The sequence below is a fragment of the Spirosoma terrae genome (assembly GCF_010435915.1).
GTDB classification, from domain to species: Bacteria; Bacteroidota; Bacteroidia; order Cytophagales; family Spirosomataceae; genus Spirosoma; species Spirosoma terrae.
In genome coordinates this window covers 65743-91372 of sequence record NZ_JAAFZH010000013.1, presented here as the reverse complement: position 1 = coordinate 91372, position 25630 = coordinate 65743, and the positions used below count along the sequence as shown (strand labels likewise).

At 49.2% G+C, this 25630-nt stretch carries 22 protein-coding genes; 9 read left to right on the top strand and 13 right to left on the bottom strand.

Features of this window, described 5'->3' with window-relative positions; all coding sequences use genetic code 11:
- Window positions 1-44: 44 nt before the first annotated feature.
- From argH to GK108_RS23110, 5 genes are all read right to left on the bottom strand, one after another.
- Complete coding sequence (gene argH / locus GK108_RS23130; RefSeq protein ID WP_163953625.1) at window positions 45-1412, bottom strand: argininosuccinate lyase; 1368 nt, start codon at window positions 1410-1412, stop codon at window positions 45-47.
- Window positions 1413-1604: 192 nt separating this feature from the next.
- Complete coding sequence (locus GK108_RS23125; RefSeq protein WP_163953622.1) at window positions 1605-2165, bottom strand: pyridoxamine 5'-phosphate oxidase family protein; 561 nt, start codon at window positions 2163-2165, stop codon at window positions 1605-1607.
- Window positions 2166-2219: 54 nt separating this feature from the next.
- A complete protein-coding gene (locus GK108_RS23120) occupies window positions 2220-3488 on the bottom strand; it encodes an MFS transporter (RefSeq protein WP_163953619.1) in 1269 nt (422 codons plus the stop codon).
- Between the two features lie 23 nt (window positions 3489-3511).
- A complete protein-coding gene (locus GK108_RS23115; RefSeq protein WP_163953617.1) occupies window positions 3512-4129 on the bottom strand; it encodes a PD-(D/E)XK nuclease family protein in 618 nt (205 codons plus the stop codon).
- Window positions 4130-4250: 121 nt separating this feature from the next.
- Entirely contained in the window at window positions 4251-4694 is a 444-nt protein-coding gene (locus GK108_RS23110) for a DMT family transporter (protein WP_163953615.1), read from the bottom strand.
- 129 nt (window positions 4695-4823) lie between these two features.
- Between GK108_RS23110 and GK108_RS23105 the strand changes: the two genes are divergently transcribed.
- The 4 genes from GK108_RS23105 (at window position 4824) to GK108_RS23090 (ending at window position 10320) form a co-directional block, all read left to right on the top strand.
- On the top strand, window positions 4824-5816 hold the full coding sequence (locus tag GK108_RS23105; protein ID WP_163953613.1) for a GRP family sugar transporter: 993 nt from the start codon (window positions 4824-4826) through the stop codon (window positions 5814-5816).
- A 234-nt stretch (window positions 5817-6050) separates the two neighbouring features.
- On the top strand, window positions 6051-6665 hold the full coding sequence (locus GK108_RS23100; RefSeq protein ID WP_163953611.1) for an outer membrane beta-barrel protein: 615 nt from the start codon (window positions 6051-6053) through the stop codon (window positions 6663-6665).
- A 195-nt stretch (window positions 6666-6860) separates the two neighbouring features.
- A complete protein-coding gene (locus GK108_RS23095) occupies window positions 6861-8714 on the top strand; it encodes an outer membrane protein assembly factor BamB family protein (RefSeq protein WP_163953609.1) in 1854 nt (617 codons plus the stop codon).
- Between the two features lie 145 nt (window positions 8715-8859).
- On the top strand, window positions 8860-10320 hold the full coding sequence (locus GK108_RS23090; RefSeq protein WP_163953607.1) for a sulfatase family protein: 1461 nt from the start codon (window positions 8860-8862) through the stop codon (window positions 10318-10320).
- On the opposite strand, the gene GK108_RS23085 is transcribed toward GK108_RS23090, so the two are convergent.
- The 3 genes from GK108_RS23085 to rbsK all read right to left on the bottom strand — a co-directional run bounded on the left by GK108_RS23085 (window position 10304) and on the right by rbsK (window position 14167).
- Window positions 10304-11560 carry a hypothetical protein gene (locus GK108_RS23085; protein WP_163953606.1) on the bottom strand — a complete coding sequence of 419 codons (1257 nt, stop codon included), beginning with the start codon at window positions 11558-11560 and terminating at the stop codon, window positions 10304-10306. The two genes, GK108_RS23090 and GK108_RS23085, sit on opposite strands and share 17 nt — an antisense overlap.
- A 90-nt stretch (window positions 11561-11650) precedes the next feature.
- Window positions 11651-13204: an ADP-ribosylglycohydrolase family protein gene (locus GK108_RS23080; RefSeq protein ID WP_163953603.1), complete on the bottom strand. Its 1554-nt coding sequence runs from the start codon at window positions 13202-13204 to the stop codon at window positions 11651-11653.
- 42 nt (window positions 13205-13246) lie between these two features.
- Entirely contained in the window at window positions 13247-14167 is a 921-nt protein-coding gene (rbsK, locus tag GK108_RS23075; RefSeq protein ID WP_163953600.1) for a ribokinase, read from the bottom strand.
- Window positions 14168-14365: 198 nt separating this feature from the next.
- On the opposite strand from rbsK, the gene GK108_RS23070 reads away from it, so the two are divergent.
- On the top strand, window positions 14366-15874 hold the full coding sequence (locus GK108_RS23070) for a hypothetical protein (protein WP_163953598.1): 1509 nt from the start codon (window positions 14366-14368) through the stop codon (window positions 15872-15874).
- A 75-nt stretch (window positions 15875-15949) separates the two neighbouring features.
- The gene (locus GK108_RS23065) at window positions 15950-17032 is read left to right on the top strand and encodes a glycerophosphodiester phosphodiesterase (RefSeq protein WP_246225103.1); all 1083 of its coding nucleotides are present in this window, start codon (window positions 15950-15952) and stop codon (window positions 17030-17032) included.
- Window positions 17033-17144: 112 nt separating this feature from the next.
- Here GK108_RS23065 and GK108_RS23060 read toward each other — a convergent pair whose 3' ends face one another.
- From GK108_RS23060 to GK108_RS23045, 4 genes are all read right to left on the bottom strand, one after another.
- Window positions 17145-18650, bottom strand: a complete 1506-nt coding sequence (locus GK108_RS23060; RefSeq protein WP_163953596.1) for a tagaturonate reductase — start codon at window positions 18648-18650, stop codon at window positions 17145-17147.
- 79 nt (window positions 18651-18729) lie between these two features.
- On the bottom strand, window positions 18730-19392 hold the full coding sequence (locus GK108_RS23055; RefSeq protein WP_163953594.1) for a bifunctional 4-hydroxy-2-oxoglutarate aldolase/2-dehydro-3-deoxy-phosphogluconate aldolase: 663 nt from the start codon (window positions 19390-19392) through the stop codon (window positions 18730-18732).
- 58 nt (window positions 19393-19450) lie between these two features.
- The gene (locus tag GK108_RS23050; protein WP_163953592.1) at window positions 19451-20443 is read right to left on the bottom strand and encodes a sugar kinase; all 993 of its coding nucleotides are present in this window, start codon (window positions 20441-20443) and stop codon (window positions 19451-19453) included.
- A gap of 64 nt (window positions 20444-20507) precedes the next feature.
- The gene (locus tag GK108_RS23045; protein ID WP_163953590.1) at window positions 20508-21869 is read right to left on the bottom strand and encodes an MFS transporter; all 1362 of its coding nucleotides are present in this window, start codon (window positions 21867-21869) and stop codon (window positions 20508-20510) included.
- Window positions 21870-21995: 126 nt separating this feature from the next.
- On the opposite strand from GK108_RS23045, the gene uxuA reads away from it, so the two are divergent.
- Together uxuA and uxaC are read left to right on the top strand one after the other, a co-directional pair.
- Window positions 21996-23174, top strand: a complete 1179-nt coding sequence (gene uxuA, locus GK108_RS23040) for a mannonate dehydratase (protein ID WP_163953588.1) — start codon at window positions 21996-21998, stop codon at window positions 23172-23174.
- A gap of 98 nt (window positions 23175-23272) precedes the next feature.
- The gene (gene uxaC, locus GK108_RS23035) at window positions 23273-24685 is read left to right on the top strand and encodes a glucuronate isomerase (protein WP_163953586.1); all 1413 of its coding nucleotides are present in this window, start codon (window positions 23273-23275) and stop codon (window positions 24683-24685) included.
- Between the two features lie 72 nt (window positions 24686-24757).
- Here uxaC and GK108_RS23030 read toward each other — a convergent pair whose 3' ends face one another.
- Window positions 24758-25084 (bottom strand): HesB/IscA family protein, encoded by a 327-nt coding sequence (locus GK108_RS23030; RefSeq protein ID WP_163953584.1) that lies wholly within the window; start codon window positions 25082-25084, stop codon window positions 24758-24760.
- Between the two features lie 95 nt (window positions 25085-25179).
- Between GK108_RS23030 and mce the strand changes: the two genes are divergently transcribed.
- Window positions 25180-25584 carry a methylmalonyl-CoA epimerase gene (mce, locus tag GK108_RS23025; RefSeq protein WP_163953582.1) on the top strand — a complete coding sequence of 135 codons (405 nt, stop codon included), beginning with the start codon at window positions 25180-25182 and terminating at the stop codon, window positions 25582-25584.
- Window positions 25585-25630: the final 46 nt, after the last annotated feature.

Below are 25630 nucleotides of genomic sequence, written 5' to 3'. Positions count from 1 at the left end.
GGGTAATACGTAAAAGCAATTTTAAAGGTTTGGTAACAACTCCCTTAAGACTCACTATTGATTCGTCCCAACAACTGGTTGACGGCTTCCTGAGCGCGGTCTGCTCCAAAACCAGCTATTACGGTTGTCATCTGCTCTACAATCAGATTATTGCCCAGATTGCCGATACTGCCCTCGTGCGTATGATGTAACTGCCGGGGTGGTACATACGTATGCTCCGCAATTTCCTTTCCAACCGTTTTATAGGCTTCCCGGAAAGGCACGCCCTGCAATACCAACTCGTTTACGCGTTCTACGCTAAACAGCAAATCGTATTTAGGGTCGTCGAGCAGGTTCGGCTTCACCTGAAGATGTTCGAGCATGAAATCGGTGATGTGGAGGCAATCCAGCAATTCATCGAAAGCGGGCATCAGAATTTCTTTCAGTAATTGCATATCCCTATGATAGCCAGACGGTAGGTTGCTCATGACAAGCGTGACCTCCATCGGAAGGGCTTTAAGCCGGTTTGTTTTGGCCCGAAGCAATTCGGCTACGTCGGGATTTTTCTTGTGCGGCATAATGCTACTTCCCGTCGTTAATTCGTCGGGCAAAATCAGAAAACCGAAGTTCTGACTATTGTAGAGGCATATGTCCATCGCCATACGGGAGATGGTGGCTGCTACGGCGGCCATAGCCGTTAGGGCTGTTTGCTCCGTTTTGCCCCGGCTCATCTGGGCATACACTACGTTCACGTGCATGCCTTCGAAGCCCAGCAACTCCGTGGTGAGCGACCGATTGAGCGGAAACGACGAACCATAACCAGCGCCTGAGCCGAGCGGGTTCCGGTTGGCCAGACGATAGGCGGTCTGTAGGGTTAACATGTCATCCGTTAGTGCTTCGGCGTAGGCACCGAACCAAAGCCCGAATGAGGACGGCATCGCAATCTGCAGGTGTGTATAGCCTGGCAATAAGTCGTCTTTGTGTTGCTCAGAACGACTAATAAGCCGCTGGAAAACCCGTTCGGTGGCCTGGGCTACCTGCCAGATACGGTCGCGGGTAAAGAGTTTAAGATCAACGAGTACCTGATCGTTACGTGACCGGCCCGAGTGGATCTTTTTGCCCACGTTACCCAACGTGCGGGTTAAGAGTAGTTCAACCTGTGAGTGAACATCCTCAATGCCTTCCTCAATGGTGAAATGGCCTGCTTCGATATCGTGGTAGATCGTTTTTAGCTCAGTTTGCAATAGACTCAGTTCGTGATCGGTTAGCAGACCAATCGTTTCCAGCATCTGCGCGTGTGCGAGGTTACCCAGCACATCGAAGGGAGCAAGGTATAAATCCATCTCTCGGTCGCGGCCGACCGTGAATCGTTCAATTTGTTGGGCGATCTCCGAAGACTCGGTAGAAGCACCTTCTTTTTGCCAGAGTTTCAAATCGACAGAATGAAAGAGTGAAAGAACGAAAGCCGATTCGTGGGCGACTTCCGTCTTAAAAGTTTATGCAAAGGTCGTAAAGAAAAGTGGGTTAGGAATACAGACTGGCTAAGATTTGGTTGTAAGTCGTTTGGTGGTGATAAAAGACGTAGCGACAGTAGGCAACCTGTAATGATGCGGAGATGCCAGCGCTTAGTGGCCTACCACCCGGCTGATATCGGTTGGTAGGCCATCCAGGCTAACCAGGTTTTTCTCTCGAATATAGTCCTGTAATCCTTCTTCGCCTTTTTTCTCCGCCCACTGGAAATGAATATCACGTTCGCCTGTATAGGTAAAAAGTGGCACGCCGAACCCGCAGGAGGTTTGGACCAGGTTGATGTCGGCCACAATGAGTTGGCGTGTGCTGGGATAGATGGTGAAATGGGGGGCATAGGTTTCCCATTCGTCCGTACCGGGCAGCACGGCATGGCCGGTCCCGTATAAGCGTAGAATGAGTGGGTTTTCGTCGAATGAGCAGAACATAATCGTGATACGTCCATTCTCCAGCGTATGGGCTGAGGTTTCGTTACCGCTACTAATCAGATCCATATACGCGACTTTGTTTGCTGATAGATACCGAAATGAGTTTAGCCCTTTCGGCGATAGGTTCACGTGACCATCGGGGCTAAGGGGAGCGGTGCTGACAAAGAAAATGTGTTGTTTGTCAATAAAGTCCTTATGAGCTGGTTTTATGGATTCATGAAATTTTCCCATATCATTTTCCTATGGTTTATGTTAAAAAGCAGATTAGCGTCTTCGGGTACTGATTTATTGCCGGGGTAGGCTTTGAGAGACAGTGTTACGTGACAGGATTTTCCCAAGCACCCCAAAACCAATGGCCGACAGTAGGCCGATAACTGACATAGCAACCCAGTGTGCTGAAAAACCAAAATGGGCAATCAGTTGTGAGCCCAGCGCCGGAGCTGTTGTTTGGGCCAAAGCGGTACCCATTGAATAGAGAGCCAGATACTGCCCGCGAGTAGCCGGTTTAGAACGTTCGACCGTAAAAGATTGAATAAAGGGCATGGCCAGCATTTCGCTGAGCGTGACAAAAAGAATGAACAGGACAATAATGAAGTGGGCTGGCAATATGGGCCAATTAGTCAGCAGTAAGCAAAGATACGACAGCGACGTAACGGCAACACCACTCATGATCAGCCCTGTTTTTGATCGTTTTTGCTGCTCCAGGGTATAGACGAGCGCCATTTCGATCACCACAATCAGTATTCCGTTCAGCGCCATCAGGGAGCCGATAGTCCGTTCGCTCATATGGATCACTTGCTTAAGAAACAGTGGAACGATAGAGAACAGCTGCATAAAAACAATCAGGTATAACGTAGCGCAGCCGACAAACGTAATAAACAACGTATCGCGATAGGGCGACTCCTGTTCTGGGACTGGCGCTATGTTGCTAGTGGATACCGACGCTACGTTCGTTGGGTTCGATGAATCGGGTATTGGCAAAAAAAGACGTAGTACGATACTCGCGACCAGGCAGGTTAATCCGTCGGCCCAGAACAACAAGCTGTAGTCAATGCTGGCTAACCAGCCGCCTAATCCACCGCCAACGGCCCAGCCGAGATTAATAGCCAGTCGATTGAGCGAAAAAGCGCGGGTACGCGTATCGGGGTCGGAGTAGTGAGCAATGGCTGCCTGATTGGCCGGACGAAATGAATCACCTAATAAGGTAAATAAAAAGACACTCCCACATAGCGCATAGAAGTTCGTGACCAATTGAAGGAGCAGCAGAAAAACTCCCCCGAACATCAGGCTAAACAGCTGAACGTAGTAAAAACCAAATCGATCGGTTAATCGGCCACCCAGGAAAGTCCCTACAAAAGCTCCCAAGCCATAAACCGCCATTACAATACCGGCGTCGGCAACGGTGTAATGCAATTGCTGCGTGAGATATAGGGTTAAAAAGGGCAACACCATTGTGCCGCAGCGATTGATGAGCATCACGCCCGCCAATAGCCAGACAGACGGAGAAAGGCCCTGATAAGCGCGTTGATAAAGCCGGAGTGTTTGCTGAATCATAGCGCGAAGGTACAAGGAATGTGTTATCTGCGTCGGGCATCCGGGTTTTCTCCGGGCTTCACGAATATCTTCGGATCGTTAATCAGCGGACGATGCTCTTCCAGAAATGCCTTGAATAGCCTGATTTCTTCCAGTTGTTTGTCAATAGGATGGGTTAACGGATAACTCTCTACGTGAACTTCCGCCTGGCCATTCGGCTGAAATTCAGCAATGACGTATTCCATCAACTTAATGCCTTTCCGCTTCAGCGCGTGGAGATACAAATTCTGGTGGTTGTGAACGTAGCGTCCGGGTTGATATGATGCGGTTGTCTTTAAATCGACGGCTTTGTAGTTGCCGATCAGGTCAACGTAGCCGTAAAACAATACGTCGTCGATCTCCCACTGACAATACACCTGCGTATCAACAATAGGCCGAGGGAGTAGTTTTCGAACTTTTTGTACTACGTCGGCACCAAAGCGATCTTCATTGGTGCCTTTCACTACAGCTTCTTCAAACGATATACCGCGTTCCTGAGCGGCTGTAGTTGGTGTTGGAACACGGTTGATGGTATCGATCAGTTCCTGTATCGACAAGTTCCCTCCGCTCATGTAGCGAGAAAATACGTTAAGCAGAGACGGGTAAAATCGGTAGTTTATCAAGGTTGTTGACTGATTGTTTATGATTTATAGTCTAGGGTTTATGGTTAGACGGCCTGTGATCAGGTCAGCTTATCTGTAAACAATAAACTACAAGCGATAAACCAAAAACAGCGGGCTAAGTTTAGTTTCTGACCACAAGCAGCACCCCTGCCATAATTAAGGTTAGGCCAAAAATACGCCATATATTGGCCGGATGCAGATTGAAGCCCATCAGCCCATAATGATCCAGAATGACGGCTGCTGCCAGCTGGCCTGCAACACTTAAACTGACCATGTTGGCCGTTCCTATTTTCTGTACACTGACGATTACGGTAATCATATAAACAGCTCCCATCGCTCCGCCGATCCATTTCCACCAGCTAATCTGCTTGACGGTTTCGAGGGGTGGTGTGGTACCACCCGATGCCAGAAAAAGTAGAATGAGACAGATCAGACCAGAACCAAACGATACGACGGCTGCCAGAATAGGGTTGCCCACGGCATGGCGAAGGTTGGCGTTGACACCGGCCTGAACCGTAATGGCAATACCAACCAAAAAGGCAAAGAGGATATACAGATAATTCATAGCCGTAAAGGTAGGCAATGGTAGCGTGTAGCTTTGTCTTTAACGGCAGTTTTCTGGCAACGTAACGTTTGGCAGGGAAACTGGCTTTTGGTAGTTTGCTTTCCCTCATCCTAAACCTAACCAATTGATATGTTCATTATTACGCAGTACCCGCTGGCCGTAGTGGTCTGTTTCGTTACAATGCTTTGCTGGGGCTCGTGGGCTAACACGCAGAAGCTGGCCACCCAGTCGGTGCCGACCACTATTTTCTACCGCGATTATACGTACGGAATTTTGCTGTTAAGTCTGTTACTAGCCTTTACCCTGGGAAGTACCGGATCGGCTGGCCGGTCGTTTATGAGCGATCTGGAGCAGGCCGATACGCAAAATCTGCTCTATGCACTAGTAGGCGGGTTTGTGTTCAATATTGCCAATATTCTGATTGTCGTTGGTATTGAATTAGCGGGCTTATCGGTCGCTATGCCCGTTGGTATTGGCCTGGCATTGATATTGGGCGTGGTGGTAAACTACATTCTGTCGCCCGTTGGCAACGTTGGGCTGCTGTCCAGTGGAGTCTTTTCTATTTTTCTGGCGGTTGTGTTTAGTGCGCTGGCCTATCGATCCAAAAGCACTGGCGACCAGTCGATCAGTACCCGTGGGCTTGTGGTGTCGCTGGTGGGTGGGTTTCTGATGAGCTTTTTCTTTTATTTCGTCGCCAGAGCCATGGCGACCGATTTCGCTAACCCGGGCACTGGTTTGTTGACGCCCTATACGGCTCTGGTGCTTTTTGGAGTAGGGGTGGTGGTCAGTACGCCCTTTTTTTTACCGGTACTACGTCGGTTCACCGGAAAAAGTATGGATCGTTCCGTGCCGTATGGAGACGTAAGCGGACGGAATCACGGAATCGGGATGCTGGGCGGTATGGTGTGGTGTCTGGGCATGGCGTCGAGCCTGCTGGCGTCTGGCGAAGCGGGATATGCCATTAGCTACGGTCTTGGCCAGGGGGCAACCATTATTGCCGTCTTCTGGGGAATCTTTATCTGGCACGAATTTCGGGGCGCTCCGTCAACGTCCAGTCGATACCTGGTGGCAATGAGTATTTGTTACGTATTGGGACTGGTATTGATTATTGCGGCCAAGTAAGTTTGCTACGTAGCGTTATTACTGGCTGCGATCAATGCCAATGGTGCCGATTGGCGAGTTGCTACGTCTTAAAATCCAATAAAAATCGATTTGCTTTTGCAACGGATTACGTCTGTTGAGGGTAACAGGTATAGCGTATTGCTGTAGCACATTGCTTCGGCATCGTAGATCATGACTCCAAAGTGAGTAGTCATGGGAATACTAGTCACTATAACCACCAATTGTTAACCGTTTATGCTCAAGTCGTTAGTTGCCCTTCTTCTACTGGTATCAAGTGTTGTGTCTGCTCAGAGTTTAAGCTCTTTCAAACTAAACGTAATGGCCGGATATGCGTCTCCGCTGGACCGATCTGGTAATAAGGACGGAAGTAGTCCGGGCTTCGTTTACAGTATTGAACCTCAATATGAAATTACCCGGCATTTAGATATTGGAATACGATTTGAGCAGGCGTTTATTCAGCGCCCGGAAGTGCTGGGTAATCTGATTTATTTCAACACACAGGCTAAGTCGATGATGTCGGGAGCCTTGATTGTCAATTATAATGTGGGGAATATCCGGGCTTTTCGTCCATACGTTGGCGCAGGTGCGGCCTTTTACCGGGCCGATCCAAGTACGCAACAGGTGATGGGGGCAGGGAGTACCCCGCTATATTATGCGCTGCCTGTCACAAACAAATGGGGTGCTCTGGTGAGAGCAGGCATTAAGGTGTTTCAATTTAACGTCGAAGCGGCTTTTAACCTGCTGGACGACACGAATGTGGTGAATGAATTTACGAACGCCAAGCTAATTGGTAAGAACGAATATTTCAGCGTAAAGGCAGGCTATACCTTTGGCGGTGCTCGGCAATAGGCCAGTTGCCTGATTAACAGATACCGAGGTGTTCAGTTTTCGACTGAACACCTTTTTTGTGCTGGCTCATCAATCATTTAAGCCTACTAACTTAGAAGAATAGCCATTTGTACTAAAAACGGTTATATCCGTTCGCGGAAATGTACATTTGATCTGCCTTTATTATTCTTCTCCCTTAAACTACAGGTTAGTAGTATGAGCAATTATCAGTATAAAAGGAGCGAGCGATTCATACTAGCGATAGGTGTTGTCGCACTGGCGGCCCTGGCAGGCTCAGCACAACCGCTGGATGCATCGATAGCGGCAGAAGGGCAGAAAATTTACATGGCTACCTGCAACAACTGCCATAAGTCGGAGGCTGGCGTAGGTGCCCCCGGTTATATGATACTGGTGCAAATGCCGCCAAGAGCCATTCTGGCAGCCTTGGAGACGGGGAAAATGCGGGAGCAGGCTAAAGACCTGACCGACCAGCAACGTAAAGCCGTTGCTCAATATATAGCTGGAAAGCCATTAGTAGAAACAAAAATACCGCAGGGAGCCTACACGACTTTTGCTCTTTCTTCCGGTAAAGGGGCTCAGATACATCACTCCGGTTGGGGTGGCAATCTGGAGGGAACTGGCTACCGATCGGCCGAGCAGGCGGGTATGTCGGCCGAAAACGTCGGGAAGTTGACGCTGAAATGGGCCTTTGCTTTTCCGGATGTTAGTCAGGCACGTAGTAAGCCTGCCATTGTTGGCGATTGGCTGATTGTGGGCAGCCAGTTTGGCGAAGTGTATTGCTTGAATAAACATACCGGAAAAATCGGCTGGCGCTTTTTAGCCGACGCTGCTGTGCGGGGTGCTATCAGCATTGTCCAGACGGGCAGTACGTTACGGGCCTATTTTGCCGATAACAACACGAATGTGTATGCGCTGGATGTGAAAACCGGGAAGGCGGTTTGGAAAAGTAAGGCTGGTAAACACCCGCAATCGGGTAATACGGGTTCCGTGGCTGTTCATGACAATATTGTCTACGTACCGTTGACGTCCATAGAGGTGGTATCGGTACTGGACCCTGGTTACCCCTGTTGCTCGTCGTCGGGCGAGATTGTGGCACTGGATACTCGTTCGGGTAAGGAAATCTGGCGTCATCGGGTTGTGCAGGAAGAAGCGAAGGAAGTTGGAAAGAAAACCAATGGGAAGCCGTTTTACGGACCTTCCGGTGCCATAGTCTGGTCGAGTCCAACCGTCGATGCTAAACGGGGCTTGTTGTATTTCGGAACTGGCGAAAACTACACCAGTCCGGCTACAACCAGCAGCGATGCTATTCAGGCCTTGAACCTGAAAACGGGAAAACTGGTGTGGTCGTTTCAGGCAACGAAAGGCGATACCTGGAATATGTCGTGTCCGGGCAATCCGAACTGCCCGGAAAAAGTTGGGCCTGATTACGATTTCGGCATGGCTCCCATTTTGGTGAAACGACCGGATGGCAACGACCTGCTAGTGGTGGGTCAGAAAGCAGGGGTTGTCTACGGGTTGTCGCCGGAGACTGGTAACGTTCTCTGGGAAACCCGAATCGGTCGGGGAGGTGCTCTGGGGGGGATTCACTGGGGCATGGCTACCGATGGTAAGCGGGTGTATGCGGCCAACGCTGACAACAAATATGGCATCAACCCTAAAGTTGATTCATTAATAAAGCCCACGCCCGGACTATTTGCCCTCGATGTGGCAACCGGTAACGTTGTATGGAATACACCTGCCCCTTCCTGTGCGGGTAAAAAAGGGTGTATCGAAGCGAATTCCGCTGCGCCAACGGTAATGCCCGATGTAGTGTTTGCCGGAACTCTGGATGGACATCTTCGGGCCTATTCAACTACAGATGGCAAAATTCTCTGGGACTATGACACGGCAAAAGAATTTGACACCGTCAATGGCATCAAAGGCAAGGGCGGTTCCATTGACGGCCCTTCGCCAGTAATAGCCGATGGAATGCTCTTTGTGAATTCGGGTTACGGTTTATTTGGCGAATATCCGGGAAACGTACTGTTAGCGTTTGCGGTGGAGAAATAGGCTGGTTTGTAAATGGATACGTTTTTTGCTGGGGACGTAGCAGTCTATGCTACGTCCCCAGCCTGTTTAGCGAATTGAACGTAGTGAGCGCTACGTTTCCGTAAAATGCTACGTCCTGCTAATTTTAGGGAAATTCCGGCTTCCTATGCGATATCTATCTTTTCTATTGGGCGTCCTGCTGCTGGCTGCAGTGGGTTTGTTTGCGTGTAAAAAAGAGGCTTCCCGTCCCAATATCTTATTCATTCTGGCCGACGATTGGAGTTACCCATACGCCAGTATCTACGGCGATAAATCCGTTAAAACACCCAATCTCGACCGGCTGGCGGAGCATGGTACCGTTTTTACCAATGCTTATTGCGCATCGCCATCTTGTACACCGTCGCGGGCGGCCATGCTGACAGGCCGTTATCCGCATAATCTGGGAGAAGGCGTTAATCTGTGTGGCAGACTTCAGCATAGTGTGCCCACGTACGTACAAATTCTGGAAAAAGAAGGCTATGCCGTTGCCTTCGATCGGAAAGGATGGGCTCCTGGCGATTATACAAAAATGGGCTATACCAATAATCCGGCGGGCGATTCGGCTAAGCTGGGCTTTAAGCCATTTTTAGATCAGCTGCCCAAGGGCAGACCTTTTTTCTTTTGGTTTGGAACGAATGATCCGCATCGCCCTTTTGATCTTGATAATGGCAAAAAGACGGGAATCGATCTCCAGAAAATACGAGTTCCTGCCTTTTTGCCCGACGTACCGGAAGTTCGTGGCGACGTCGCCGATTATCTGTCGGAAGTGGAGCGATTCGACCGGGAGATTGGCGATTTGCTGAAAACGCTCGAAGAGTCCGGCCAACTGAATAACACGATTATTGTGGTGACTTCCGATAATGGTATGCCTTTCCCGCACGCTAAGGCAAATTTATACGATTACGGCACGCGGGTTCCTTTGTTGATCAGCCGCTTTTCTGACAACCAGGAGCAGCCCAAACGCCATGACTCGTTCGTAAACCTGATCGATCTGACGCCAACCTTTTTGGATTGGGCAGGCATCAAGGAGCAGCCCAACATGGATGGACTGAGTTTGGTGCCTGTACTGGATGGTCAACGAACCCTACACCGTTCAGAAGTATTTCTGGAGCGAGAGCGTCATTGCCTGTGCCGGGCTGAGTTCGACTACGGAGCGGGTTATCCGATGCGGGCTATTCGTACGAATGACTATTTATACATCCGCAATTTCCGACCCGACCGAATGCCAGCGGGTGATGAAACGATTCCCGGTACGCCGTCGATCTTTGGCGATGTGGATGGGGGCCCAACCAAAGTGTATATGATGGATCATCGGAATGACGCTGTTGTGAAGCCCTTATTTGCACTCGGCTTCAATAAACGCCCAGCCGAGGAGTTCTACGTAGTAAAAGACGATCCGTACAATCTGCATAATCAGGCCAATAACCCACAGTATGCACCCATGAAAAAGGAGCTGCAGGAGCGGCTGGCTATGTGGATGAAAGCTGAAAACGATCCTCGCCAGAATGGTGGTGGCGATCAGATCGACAAATACGAATCAACAACCCACGCCTGGATAACCCGAACAGGAATTATTTTCTGGGATTAGCATTCAGTCGCAAAAATAGTTCGGCGGCATGCCAGCCGTGCGGAAAAGCCAGCTTTTTCCTGATCAGGTCTTTATCCAATACGGTTAAGCCTGGATAATGGGCATAGCTGGCTTTTTCTTCCCAGCTCAGGGGATAAGAACTCGTACCGAGAATACCCCGCTTTTGGGCTGTGCCTGTACGGTCATAGAAATGATCTTCCGCCCAGCTCAGATAGGGGTGGTTTACGTTGACTGTCTGGTCAATTTTTTCTCCAGGTATGTACTTGTCGGTATAATCACACCAAAACAAAGTTGAATAGCTATCGTACTGACCGGGAACAAGGTACGGGTCGGAAAGCCTCAGCGATTTCAGGCCATATTTGAGCCATTTTGTCTGGTAAACCGGGTGCTCAGCATTATCTGTTTGGCCAACTATGTAGTTCGTTCTTTTGAAACGATTGACTGAGTCCAGCGCTACCTGCACAACGGGATGGGTCTGGTCAGACACTAAAGACACCAGAAAAAGGACCTGACCGATGTTGTCAGCCTCCGCAACCCCACTATATCGGTCGAAAGGATCACGTAGCGACATAATCCAAGGACGTAGCAAGGCCAGATTATCGGTTTCCCGCAACACCATCGCCATCATAGCGGCATCCCGGTATCTGGGTTTCTGATAAACGAAAAGATTCGGCAGGGGACGGGTAATCTCATCCCTGCCATTTACCAGATTGATGAGTGTTTCATGATGAAGCACTCGGAGAATCGGGCCATACGTATTGTCGCTGAAACGAGGTAGGTTTACTACGCTTTTTGTATTGGCGATACGTCGGGGCTTGGTATTTCTGACCGCTTTTTGGGCTGAGCCAGACGGTGCTTGTAGTATCCAGACGCCCGATTCATCTTCACGAATTTGTATATATGTACCATTGGCGAGTTTCAACTGAACCAGGTATTCAGAGGGAACAATAAGCTCCGACTCCACAGTCCATTGCTCCTCAATATGACCTGAGAACGCGTCGATGAGTCGCCCTTGCCGGTAAATATATTTGGCGCGTTGGCCCATACCAAACAGAAAAAAATTCAACTTGGGCAAGTCACGATGATTCGGGTATTCCTGGCGTAGTCGGGTCAGCGCGTTATGATATACTTGTAAAGCGGCTTCTGGGTTTGTATAGAAAGTTGGCTCCGACGCTTGCTGTGCCCACAGCGTCGGAGCCTGTAAGACAATCAGGATGAATAGTAGTAAAAAGCGTTTCATAGTCAGTAGAGTAAAAGGAAAAAGGCAACCTCCGGAGGTTGCCTTTTTAGTCCGGTTTCCCGGTAAATTTACACGACTATTGCAGATTCATTACAGTTTTGATTTAACCGGTTGGTCACTGTAAACCAGCAGGTCTGTCATTGAGACAATATGTTCTGGATCAGGGTTTAGCAGCTTTACCCGTATTGAGTGTTTACCCTTGGGGAGCTGGTATTTCCAGAAAAGTTCGTGCCGGCGGTGGATAAAATCGGTCGGCAGCTTAGCCGTTTCGATTTTTTGCCCATCTACGTAGAGTTCGGCGTTGAAAACGAATGAGTTATCGGCCTCGCGACTGATACGGTTCTTTGGCCTGGCTTCTCCCCGGATAACGAAACCGATACCATCGAAATCAGTCGTAAATTCGTTCTCCAGGTTCTTGCGTATGTGGATCGTCTGAACGGGATGATGGCCGGTGAACGCCTGTTCGAAGCGAACTGCTTTAGGGGTTTGAACGGCAATCGTAACCTGGTCGCCATTGATTTTGCCGCCGTTACGTTCAATAACCTGCAGGGCGTGTTTCATACCCATGGCGTAAACATCATTCAACGACATGGTGGTGTATTTGAAGTCAATATCTTCCGCTTCTTTCAGTCCCTGTTTCCAGTTGGCAGGTATACGGTCGTAACCCAGCATGGTGCCTAAGATTCCACCCGCCGATGAGGGATTACAATCGGAATCCTGTCCGGCGCGAGTGCTGATTTCGAGCGTTTTGGTGAAGTCGCCACCGCCGTAGAGGAGCCCCAGTACAATATACGCTGCGTTTATTTTGGCATCAATATCGAACGCGCGGAAGACCCCTTCGGGGCAGCCTACTTCGTCGGACCATTTGCGCTGAATCTCAAACCAGTTCCGTTTCCAGTCGTTCGGATACTGAGCGTGCCATTTGATTACGTCGTTAATGCACTGGTAGAACGTACTCTGGGCTGGAATGGTCTTCAGAGCTTCCTTAACGATGTAGTTGATATCCGTCGATACAAACGCCAATGAGTACATGGCCCCCACGTATGCTCCGCCATACCAGCCGTCGCCGTAATTCATGATATGTCCAATCGGATCGCCAATCTGAATGGCGGTATTGGGCATGCCGGGCGCCATCAACCCTGAGAAATCAGCTTCAATCTGAAAATCAATGTCATCGGCGTGTGGGTTATTAAGCCAATGGCCCGACTGCGGGGCTTTCATGCCGTTCAGAATGTTGTATCGACCCGCCTGATTGGCATGCCAGAGCATATACTCCGCATTGGCATAGGCGTTGGCGTGCTCCTCAACGGGGGCGTCAAGACCTTTACGTTCAAATACATCCACAAATGTCAGGTCCATGTAAATGTCGTCATACAGTCCTGGGTTATTGAGCATGGTATGCTTGATGTAGCCGTCGTACCACGGAATAGGCTGATAATCGTTCAGCATGGTTCCGTTGTACTGAAACTCGGTTGGTCCTCCAAACGTACAACCGATCAACTGGCCGGCCCAACCGCCCTTTATCTTGTTCTGAAGCGCTTGCTTCGATAAGGTCATCGACTGAGTTGCGGGTCGATGTGGACTAGCTGGTGGCATTGCCGATAAGAACGTAACGGCCAGGGCCGAGAGGAATAGCTTTTTCATAGAATAGCAGGCTAAGGAAAAGGGGAATGGATGGGTTTATGATTATACCAGTTCACGACGATAGGGCACGGAAGCCTGAGCGCCCATACGAGTAACCGAAATAGAAGCGGCTTTACAGGCGAAGGCAACCGCATCGGGCAGCGTTTGATTTTCCGATAAGGCCACAGTCAGCGCGCCATTGAAGCAATCGCCAGCGGCTGTCGTGTCGATGGCCTTAACGGGAGCTGTCTCAATAAGCTGGCCCTGATTATCCGATGAATATAAATAAGCACCTTTAGAGCCGAGCGTAATCACTACGTTAGAAACGCCCATATCTCGTAGTTTCCGGGCTGCCTGCTCAGCGGTAGCCAAGTTGGTTACGCGAATGCCCGTTAATAGTTCGGCTTCGGTTTCGTTCGGGGTAATCAGGTACAGATTGGGAAATAAGTCGTCAGGTAATGTTTGGGCGGGAGCCGGATTGAGAATGACCCGTACGCCCCGCTGGGCCGCTTCCCGAATGACGTATTCCACCGTAGCCAGGGGAATTTCCAACTGGAGCAACACGAACGCATCTGGCGGAGCCGACTGCAAGGCTGATTGTGTTTCGGTAGGTTGCAGATTGGCATTAGCGCCGGGCGCTACCGTTATGCAGTTTTCTCCCGACGCATCTACGTTGATGAGCGCCACGCCCGACGGATTGTCGGTGTCGGTCAGTACGTACTGCGTATTGATCCCTTCGCGTTCAAAACCACTAATCGCCTGTCGACCGAAAATATCATTGCCAACTTTGGCGACGAACGTAACAGAGCCACCCGCCGACGTATCGACCAGCCGGGCTGCAGCCACTGCCTGATTGGCCCCTTTGCCGCCAGGGTTCATCAAAAAAGTGCCTCCTATTACCGTTTCACCCGGCGCGGGTAACTTATTGGCTTTCACGACCATATCGGTATTTGAACTACCAATCACTAGAATCTGGCTTGGCATTTGAGAAAAGAGAGTTGAGGAGTACGTACAAATTTATCCTGTAAAAAGTATATTGCAAGCCCTAAGATGCTTCCTTATCAGACAAGGCTACCCGCCAATGAAACCAGGGCGATTGGCTGAGTACAAGGCTTACGACGTAGCAGAGCCGCTTTTATAGGGACAAAAAAACGGTGCATAACAGATAATCCTACCTAAACCATGTTTTCAATCGATCAGCTCCATACACTGGTACAAACGCTAACGAAGTCTGAAAAACGCTATTTCAAACTCGTTTGCAGCTTGCAGGAAGGCGATAAGGCGTATTTGACCCTGTTCACGCTGCTGGAAAACCAGGCAGAGGGCGGAGCCGCGCTGTATGAGGTGCTGGAAAAGCAGTTTCCCGGCTTTACAGTAGAACCTGTTCGTAAGCATCTATACAGAGTATTGATGAAAGCGCTGCGGCTCTATGAATCGGAGAAAACGACGGAGAACAAACTGGCATCGCTGATTCAGGATGCGCGTATTCTATTCGCGAAAGGTCTGACGGAGCTGGGCTTTGAGCAAATCGATAAGATTAAGAAGCTGGCGCTACGTAGTGAAAAGCATTTGTACTATCTCATGGCTACCCGGTTAGAATTACAACAGTTGGTACGTACGCAGTTTTCGACACTCGACGAAACCCAGCTATTACGTAAACAACAACAGTGGCAAACCATTATGCAGCGGGAGCAAACCAGCCATCAGCACTCCACCCTGTACGAAATCCTGCTCTACAGGTACTGGAAAAATGGGCTGGTACGTAGCGTAGACGAACAGGCACGTCTGAATGATCTGTTGCTGGAGGAGCACCAGATATTGGCCCGGAATCAGCAGAAGAACTCGTTTGAGGCCCAGCGGCTTCATCTGCACTTTCAGTCGGTTTACTTTCTGATGACTAACGATGCCGGAGGAAGCCTGAAGGCTTTTTACGACCTGCACGATCTGTTTCAGCGTCACCAGGATTTATGGACCGATACGCCCATCTACTACATTCATCTGCTGGATGGCATATTAACAGATCTGCGCGGTTTGCTACGGTACGATGACATGGCTTACTTCCTGGAGCGCCTGGCCGGATTGACAACCCTTCCCGAAGGCTTATCATTGCAGGCCCGTTACCTGACATTGGTGCATCGGCTGGCCTGGCTAAATGATGTCAATAAAACGGAGGAGGCACTGGCTTTGGTCCGTACGTTTGTTCCCTCGCTGGAACGAGAACTACCCGGATTGCCAGCGAATGTGATGGCGTTGGTTCGGTTAAGCATAGCGCGCACCTACCGCGATGCGGGTCAGCCGACTGCTGCGCTAAAACAAGTGAATGCCGTGCTGAATGATCGCATCACAGTTGGTCGGGCTGTACAGAACCAGCTCTGGTATAATCAGGCCCGCTTGTTGAATCTGATGATTCATACCGATCTGGGTAATCTGGATTATTTACGGTACGAATTACGATCGGTAGAACGAAAGCTCAAAGCCGATAAAAAACTACATCGGGTTGAACGAGCGATGCTGAGCTACTTGAAAGGTCACCTGACTGGTAAGCCTGACTCGTCGTTTATTCCGACGGTACAACAACTAGTCGATGAGCCGAGCGAACGACACTTGGTGCTGGCACTGGGGCTGACTCGTTGGGCGGCCGACAATTGCCGGAAGGTAGCCATGAGCCATCAACGCCAGCTGGTTGCCTGAAAATACGTAGTGTTGTTACGTAGCTGTTACGTTGTTCGGGAAAATAGTAATCTAATCTTCCTGATCAGTCGTAACATGAAGTGGAGATTGCTCACTTTCTTTGTAGAGAATGTCTGTATCATTATGATTAATTTACGTATCGCTTTATCGGGTTTGCTGTTGACAACCTGCCTAGGTCATTCTGTGTTGATGGCTCAAACTACTCTCTCATTATCGAACTATACGTATTCACCGGCCAAGCCCGTAGTCGGAACGCTACGTGTGCCAGCGTCGGTGCGTGGCCTGAAACTACAAGGCCCCAATGCCTCTTCGTTTAAGCTCGATAAAAATAATCAGCTGTCTATCGTAGCGAGTGCGGCAAAAGCATCTGCTCCCTGGTATGATCTGATGGTAGAAGGGAAAACAGCTGCCGGTAGTGTTCGCGATACGTTCCGGATCGTAAAAGACGAGTTTATCCGTAATCAGGTTATTGCGCACAGAGGAGCCTGGAAACAATCAGGAACCACCGAAAATTCGATTTCGTCCTTGCAAAACGCCATCAAATTAGGCTGTATGGGCAGTGAGTTTGACGTACATATGTCGGCCGATTCCGTATTGTTTGTGAACCACGACCATAGCATTCAGGGCGTATCGATCGAGAAAGCTACGGCTGCTGAGCTGGCGAAAATTAAGCTACCGAACGGCGAATCGTTGCCAACTCTGGAAGCGTATTTGACAGAGGGAATCAAACAAAACCGTACGAAACTGATTCTCGAAATCAAAACGTCAATGCTGGGAAAAGAGCGTTCGCTGGCTTTGACTGAGCGTGTTGTGGCAATGGTGCATCGGCTGAGAGCACAAGCCTGGGTCGATTATATTGCGTTTAGCTACGATGTTTGCCAAAAAGTAAAATCACTAGACCCTGATGCCAAAGTAGCTTATCTGAACGGCGACAAATCGCCGGAGCAACTGGCGGCAGATCATTTGTATGGCCTGGATTACCACTTTAGTGTTCTGAAGAAAAACGAAGGGTGGATTAATGATGCGCAGCAGCGGAATCTGACCGTCAATGCCTGGACAGTGAACGACAAAGACACGTTAGCCTGGTTCCTGGAGCATAAGGCTGATTTTATCACGACTAATGAGCCTGAGCTGCTATTAAGCATGATTGCCAAGTAAGGCATAGAGGACGTAGCATCGGCTGCTAATCTCAAACAGGCTGCTGGCACGCCAGCCCATATAAAAAGCTAGCCCTGATTGCGGGGCTAGCTTTTATGTGGGAGGTATGATGTTACGCTATAGCTTTAGACAAGACGTTTTCTGCGCCTGATTTCAGGAGTGCGTCGAGGTTTTCGGCTACAGAATCCATGAATCCGGGCAATGCGGTAAGGTCGGTCAGCCAGAGCGATTTGTCCGAAAGAACGCTCTTCACGAATGCCAGAACAGACATGTAGTCGTCTTCCTTTACTGTTTGCCAGTCGCCGTAGAAATAGCCAGCCCGTTCATCGCGGATGGGATACGTAACGATACCGTCACCAACCGAAAGCTCTCCAAAGAACTGACCACCTTCCTGACGTATCGCTTTCATGAACAGCAGGTAAGCGGCAAAGCCGAGAGAAATCAGCTTCGGAACGCTGTTGAACTGTTCATAATACCGCAGAATTGTGTCGACGTTACGAGCCTGCATTTTAGCGGTTTCCTGTAGCGAAATATTCAGGAGTAAGTGATCGAGGTAAGGATTTCGGAACCGATCCAGTACGTCGTGCGCAAACTGAACAATATCGGCTTTGTCCATACCCGGAATGCCGTAATCGGGAACGGTAGGGACAATTTCGTTCAGCATCAGTGATTCAACGAATTTACTCATCGTTGGGTGCTGCATCTCGTCGGCAACCGTTTCCAGCCCCAGCAGATAGCCCAAGGGCATGGTGAGGGTGTGGGTACCGTTCAGTACGCGTAGCTTCCGCTCTTTATAGAAATTGATATCCTCGTCGATGATGATTTGCGGAGTGCCTGGTCCCGCAAACTCCAGCGTTTGCCGAACGCGGTCGTCGCCTTCGATCGCCCAGAGGTGGTAGGGTTCCGTAACGGTCAGTAAGTCGTCTTCATAGCCCAGTTCTTTCTCTAAAGCCTGCTTCGTTTCATCAGCTGGGCGGGTTACGATTCTGTCGACCAGCGAATTGCAAAAACGAACGTGGAATTTAAGCCACTTCGTGAATAGTTTGCCCAACTCATTAAACTGAGCCAGTTTTTCAACGGCTTCGCGAAGTTTGAGCCCATTATCCGTAACGAGTTCGGTCGGGATAACAACCAGCCCCTTGGCTTTGGAACCGCCGACACTACGGAAGCGCTCATACAAAAAGGCCGTTAGCTTAGCGGGGAACGACTGGGGCGGGTGTTGAAAAATGCTTTCTTCTGTATAATTCAAACCAACTTCCGTTGTATTGGAAATAATAATCTGGAGTTTAGGATTTCGGGCTAACACCAAAATCTCATTCCATTGGGTTTGAGCCGCCAATACACGACTGATAGCCGAAACGACCGTGGTTTCCGACACGTTTTTTCCCTGCTGAACGCCCTGAACGGCTACTGTGTACAGGCTGTCCTGGTCAGAAAATTCATTCGTATCACCATCGGTTGATTTGACAACCACTATAGAGCCGTTGAAGTGGCCTTTCGCATTGGCTTGTTGCACCAGATAATCGGGCAGACCACGTAGCAAGACGCCTGTGCCAAACTGAAGTATCTTTTCAGGAAAAGTAGGAGCTGGATGCGTCGACCGGTTTAATTTAGACATAGTTAAGTGGGTAGCAGGCTGCTCTGCGATCATTGGTATGGGAAATCTTAATAATTACGTATTAATGAACGGAAGTTGTTCACAATTCGGCAATAATACGCACTACTTCGTTAACTGTTTCTTCTATTTTATTGTACGCACGATTTGCCAATACGTCTTTTGGGAAAAGCTGTGAGCCCATGCCTACGGCTACAGCGCCAGCAGTGAACCATTTCGACAGGCTTTCCCGATTAGGCTCTACGCCACCAGTTACCATAGCGCTGGCAAATGGTAGAGGTCCGCTCAGGCTTTTGATGAAGCTGGGTCCCAGCACTTCGCCGGGGAATACTTTCACGATCTCAACGCCCCATTCATGAGCGGTGGTGATTTCGGTCAACGTAGCACAACCGGGCATGTATGCTACTTTACGGCGATTGCACAGGCGGGCAATTTCTTCACTAAACGTAGGGCCGACAATGAAATCAGCACCGAGTTGCAAATAAAGAGCAGCCGTTGGCGCGTCGAGTATGGTTCCGGCACCCAGCGCAAGGCCAGGAAATTCTTTGGCACATATGCGACTGAGATTGGCAAAGCGTTCGTGCGCGAAATCGCCCCGGTTGGTGAACTCAAACGCTCTGACACCTGCCCGGTAACAAGCGGCTACAACGCCCAGGCAAATGTCGTCGTCGGGATGATAAAAAACCGGGACCAGGGGAACCTGACGTATGGTTTGGTATAATGCTAATCGGGTAGTACGAGCCATTTTATGTATCATTAGCAGCCCACCGGTGTATAGACGTGGCGGCTGTGCATTAATTAGTTTATCGTCTTAGTTTTCCTGAGCTATCTCCTGCTTCTAACGTTTCAATTTCGGATACGGTCGCCAGATTAACGTCGCCCGGAATCGTGTGCTTCAAGGCCGAAGCCGCAACCCCAAACTCAACTGCCCGTTGTGGATCGGAGAAGGTCAGCAGCCCATATATCAAACCCGCCATATAAGCATCGCCAGTACCAATTCGATCTACGATAGGCTGGATGTCGTAAACCCTCGATTTGAATATCGTTTCGCCGTTGAAAAGTTTGGCCGACAGCTGGTTATGCGACGCACTTAACGAGTTTCGCTTGGTATCGGTAACGTATTTAATGGTCGGAAAACGCTGCATCATGGCGCGGCCCGCTTCCTGAAAAGTACTGCCAACTGCACCATATAGTTCCGAGAAAAGGGCTTTATTGCCTAAAACAAGTGTACAACACTCGGTGATAGCGGGCATGATTTCCTGCGGTGTTCGGCCGTATTGCCACAAATTACTGCGGTAAACGATATCGCCCGAAACAGGGACACCCAGTTTTTTAGCCGTCTGAACACCAGCCAGCAAACAATCGGCTGCTCCCTGCGAAAGAGCGGGCGTAATACCGGTCCAGTGAAACCAGGATGCATCCTGCAAAACAGTCTCCCAATCGATTTCGTCGGCTTTAATCCGAGAAAATGCGGAATCGGCGCGGTCATATATGATCTGACTCGCCCGGCTACCAGCGCCTGTTTCCAGAAAATACAAGCCTAATCGACCGTCTCCATACTGTATGTATTGTGTGCTGACGCCATACTTTCGTAAATAACCGGCGGCAGACCGTCCCAGCGCGTGGTCTGGGAATCGGGTAACATGATTCGCATCTAACCCTAATTGAGACAGAGAGACAGCTACATTGGCTTCTGTACCGCCAAAGTGCATCGCGAGTGAATCGGTTTGTACAAAGCGTTCAACACCGGGTGGGCTGAGCCGAAGCATGACTTCGCCGAACGTGACAACTTTCATTTAGAAACAGAGGGTAAATGGGAAAAGTGGTAAATCGACATATGCTGTCCGTAATAAGATGTACTTATTTGGGGCTTAATACTCCCCATTGCTTTGTTTTTTCTAATTCTTCCGCTTTTACGGGCTCCAGTCTGGGCAAAATTAAGTGAATAATGGCCAGAGCCAGTAAGTACGTACAACTGGCCACGATAAACATGGGCAAATACCCGAAAGCCGTTATGATACGTCCTGAAAGCAAGGCGAGTAAAATGCCGCCCACAGCTCCGAACATACCGCCAATACCGGTTACGGAAGCTACTACGTTACGTGGAAAAAGGTCAGAGGCAAACGTATACATATTGGCCGACCAGCCCTGATGTGCAGCTGTCGCCAGCGATATCAGGCCAATGGCAACCGTTAAGCTATCGGTTTGAGCGGCAAAGAATATAGGAACAACGCAAAGAGCGCAGATAAGCATGGTTGTTTTTCGGGCGCGGTTAGCCGACCAGCCCAGATTCATAAACTGAGTACTGAGCCATCCGAAGAAGATGCTTCCGGCATCGGACACTACGTATATAATCAGAAAGGGAATACCGAAGCCTTTCAGATCCAGTTTCTGGTCCAGGGCATCATTGGAGTTGAAAAAATCCGGTAGCCAGGTCATGTAGAACCACCAGATGGGGTCGGCCATGAATTTGCCAACCGCAAAGGCCCATGTTTGCTTGAACCCTAGTAATTGCCCCCAGGATGGCCGGAGAGGGGGTTGTTGTTCCTGATCGCTCCGTATATACGCCAGCTCATCGGCCGATAGGTTGGCGTTACGTTCTGGTTTGGTATAGGTAAACCACCATAGGCCCAGCAGCATAAAACTCAGCAGACCCGTGAACAGGAATGAACTTTGCCAGCCAAGGTGCAAAATGAGATGCGGTATAGCCAGGGCCGTAACGATGATGCCAACATTCGTACCAGCGTTAAAAAGTCCATTGGCAAATGAGCGCTCATGGCGGGGAAACCATTCTGAGATCGTTTTAATGGCCGACGGAAAGTTGGCCGATTCGCCTAGACCAAGCAAAGCACGGGTTATACGTAAGCCTCCAATCGTTTGTACAAAGGCTGTTAGCGTAGCTGCTACGCTCCAGACAACGATGCCCAGGGCAAATCCTCGTTTTGTGCCAATCCGATCGATTAGCCACCCAACCAGCAAAAAACCGATGGCATACGCAAACTTGAACGCTGCATCTACGTCGCCATACAGGATTTTGAACCGATCAATGGCTTCTTTCGTAAGTTCCTGATCGATAGGTAAATCAAGCATGTCTTTCCGGAAGACATCGTCTGTCATCGCAAAAGAAAGTACTTGCCGATCAACGTAATTTATGGTTGTCGCCAGAAATAAAAGAGCCACAATCCGCCATCGGAAACGACCAGGTGTTGTCAGTGTTTGCAAAACAAATGATACCTATTTAGGGAGAAAAGTAGGTCTAGCTGCTTTTTTACCCAAATTCACGTTCGATTATTGGCGAGTACATAAGCCTTTGGCTGACTACTCATTTTAAAACTACTAACATCTATCATGCTTGAACAAACCTGGCGATGGTTCGGACCAAACGATCCGGTATCGCTTACTGATGTACAACAGGCGGGGGCAACCGGTATCGTAACTGCCCTGCATCACATTCCGAATGGGGAAGTCTGGTCGACCGAGGAAATTCAGAAGCGAAAGACGGAAATAGAGCATGTGGGCTTAAGCTGGTCAGTAGTCGAAAGTATACCTGTTCATGAAGGTATCAAAACCCGATCCGGCGATTTCAAACGATATATAGAGAACTATAAGGAGTCGATTGTTAATCTGGCTCAGGCGGGCATCGATACGGTCTGTTACAACTTTATGCCCGTGCTCGACTGGACTCGTACCGATCTGGATTACCCGATGCCCGACGGGTCGACTGGTCTGCGTTTTGATGCTACGGAGTTCGCAGCCTTTGAGTTATATATTCTGCAGCGCCCGGGTGCCGGCTATCTGTACAACGACGAACAAAAGTTAAAGGCCCGTACGAAGCTTGATTCGATGACTGATGCACAGGTAAAACGCCTAACCCGTACCATCATTGCCGGATTGCCAGGGTCGGAAGAGAGTTACACGGTTGAGCGTTTTCGGGATGCACTGGACGCTTATAAAGACATTAGCGACCGCGAGCTTCGGCAAAATTTATACGCATTTCTTCGGGAAATTGTCCCCGTAGCCGAATCGGCTGGCGTTCGATTGTCTATCCATCCTGATGATCCCCCGTACCCAATTCTGGGTTTGCCCCGCGTCGTTAGTACCGAAGCTGATGCCCGTGCGTTGCTGGCCGCTACCGATTCGCCTGCCAATGGCATTTGCTTCTGTACAGGCTCATACGGGGTACGGGCCGACAACGATCTGGTTGGCATGGTGGAGCGTCTGGGCTCGAAAATTCATTTTATTCATCTTCGAAGCACCGAGCGTTACGTCGACGGAAGTTTTCAGGAAGCCAACCATCTGGAGGGCAACGTACCAATGGCAGGTGTTATGAGAGCGTTACTGAACGAACGGAAACGAAGAGAGGAAGAAGGACGTACTGATTTACGAATGCCTTTCCGGCCTGACCACGGCCATCGAATGCTCGACGATCTGACGTCGGGGAAACGAACAAATCCGGGCTACACAGCCATTGGTCGACTACGTGGCCTGGCCGAGCTACGTGGCCTGATGGTGGGTTTGTTAAGTTGAGGATTGTTATTGCTATCAACAACGTAGCGTCTTCTGTTTGCCATAAAAAATAAACGTATTAAACCGGGAGAATTTGCCCTGTTTCTGCTTCTAACCGTATGGATACATACCTTTTGCAACCCGCTTTTCTTTCCGACGATTTTCTGCTCCAGACTGAAGCCGCACGTCGGCTTTATCATGACTATGCTAAGGTCATGCCTATCATCGATTATCACTGTCATTTGCCGCCCGATCAGATTGCAGCTGACAAGCGATTTGAGAATATGACGCAGCTCTGGTTGTATGGCGACCATTATAAATGGCGGGCCATGCGTACGCACGGAATCAATGAGCGTTATTGCACTGGCGATGCATCGGATTGGGAAAAGTTCGAGAAATGGGCTGAAACGGTACCCTATACCGTTCGTAATCCACTCTATCACTGGTCACATCTGGAATTAAAGAATCCATTCGGGATAACTGATATTCTAAACCCTACTACCGCCCGGTCGGTGTACGATACGTGTAACGAACAGTTACCTGGCTTGTCGACCAGAGCTTTACTGCAGCACTTCGACGTTCGGGTCGTGTGCACAACCGATGATCCGACTGATTCTTTAGAGTATCACAAGGCTATTGCAACCGATAACTTCAGTATAAAAGTCCTGCCTACATTCCGCCCCGATAAGGCAATGGCGGTTGATGATTCGGAAGCCTTTCGGGTGTACGTTCAGAGAGTGGCTGAAGTAACGAACCGCGATATTCGTACGTTGGCCGATTATCTGGCTGCGCTTAAGTCTCGTCACGATTATTTTGCGGAAATGGGCTGCCGTCTGTCTGATCATGGGCTTGAAACCGTCTATGCGGAGCCGTATACAGACGGGGAAGTACAGTTAATATTTGATCATCTGTTACGGGGAACGCCTATTGACCGGAAAAACAGCCTGAAATTTAAGTCGTTCATGCTGGTTCAGTTTGCGGAGTGGGATCATGAAAAAGGCTGGACACAGCAGTTTCACCTCGGCGCGCTACGTAACAACAATGTGCGCCGACTCCGTGAGCTAGGTCCGGATACGGGTTGGGATAGTATTGGTGATTTTCCACAGGCTGTAGCTTTATCCCGTTTTCTGGGTGGTTTGGATAATCGGAATCAACTCGCCAAAACTATACTCTACAATCTGAATCCTGCCGATAACGAAGTCATGGCTACCATGATCGGGAATTTCAATGATGGATCAGTACGGGGTAAAGTTCAGTTTGGTTCCGGCTGGTGGTTTCTGGACCAGAAAGATGGAATGGAGAAGCAGATTAACGCCTTGTCAAACATGGGCTTGCTGAGTGCTTTTGTGGGTATGCTGACCGACTCCCGAAGTTTTGTGTCGTATAGCCGTCACGAATACTTCCGACGCATCCTTTGCAACCTGTTCGGTAATGATATTGACAATGGAGAGCTGCCCAACGATATCGACTGGATCGGTCAGATTGTGCAGGATATCTGTTACCGTAATGCTGAACGGTATTTTGGATTTTGATAACTCCACATTTAATCAACAAAAAGGGGGCTTTATTGCAAAGCCCCCTTTTTGTTGAACTAGATTTTCTTGTTAAACCGCAAAGCTTTCGCCACAACCGCAGGTACGACTTGCGTTTGGGTTTTTAAACTGGAAGCCTTTGCCATTCAGTCCGTCCGAAAAATCAAGTTCGGTACCAGCCAGATAGAGCAGGCTCTTACGGTCTACCAGAATTTTAATGCCTTTATCTTCAACGACATGGTCGGTTGGTTCTTGTTTTGCATCGAATTGCAGATCATACATCAAGCCTGAACAGCCGCCACCCTGTACACCTACCCGAATAGCGTAATCGTCTGTGAGGCCATCTTTTTGCCGCAGTTCAACAATCTTATTTTTGGCGATATCTGAGACAGTAACCATAGTCGTAATGGAATCGTATTTAATGCTGATCTATTAACTTTCGGTCGGTCAGAAAAGTTCTTATTGACCGAAACAGCCCAAACTACGTATCATTTATGCTAACTAATGTCGAACATATAGGAATTGCCGTCCGCGATATTCAGATATCCAATGAACTGTTTTCGAAACTGCTTAATGTTCAGCCCTATAAGTCAGAAACAGTGGCGTCGGAAGGGGTTACTACGTCCTTTTTTCGGGTGAACCAGACGAAGATTGAGCTTCTCGAAGCAACGAATCCCGACAGCCCGATCGCCAAATTTCTGGAAAAAAAAGGCGAAGGGGTTCATCATATAGCCTTTGAAGTAGACGATATCGTATCAGAAATAAATCGATTAAAAGAGGACGGTTTTACAGTGCTGAACGAAATTCCCAAACTAGGTGCAGATAATAAACTTGTCTGTTTCCTGCATCCGAAAAGTACCAACAGCGTCCTGATCGAATTATGTCAGGAAAGAAAATAAACAGGTAACACGGCCCTTGTTTGTATTAGAAATGTCCAATAGTAGG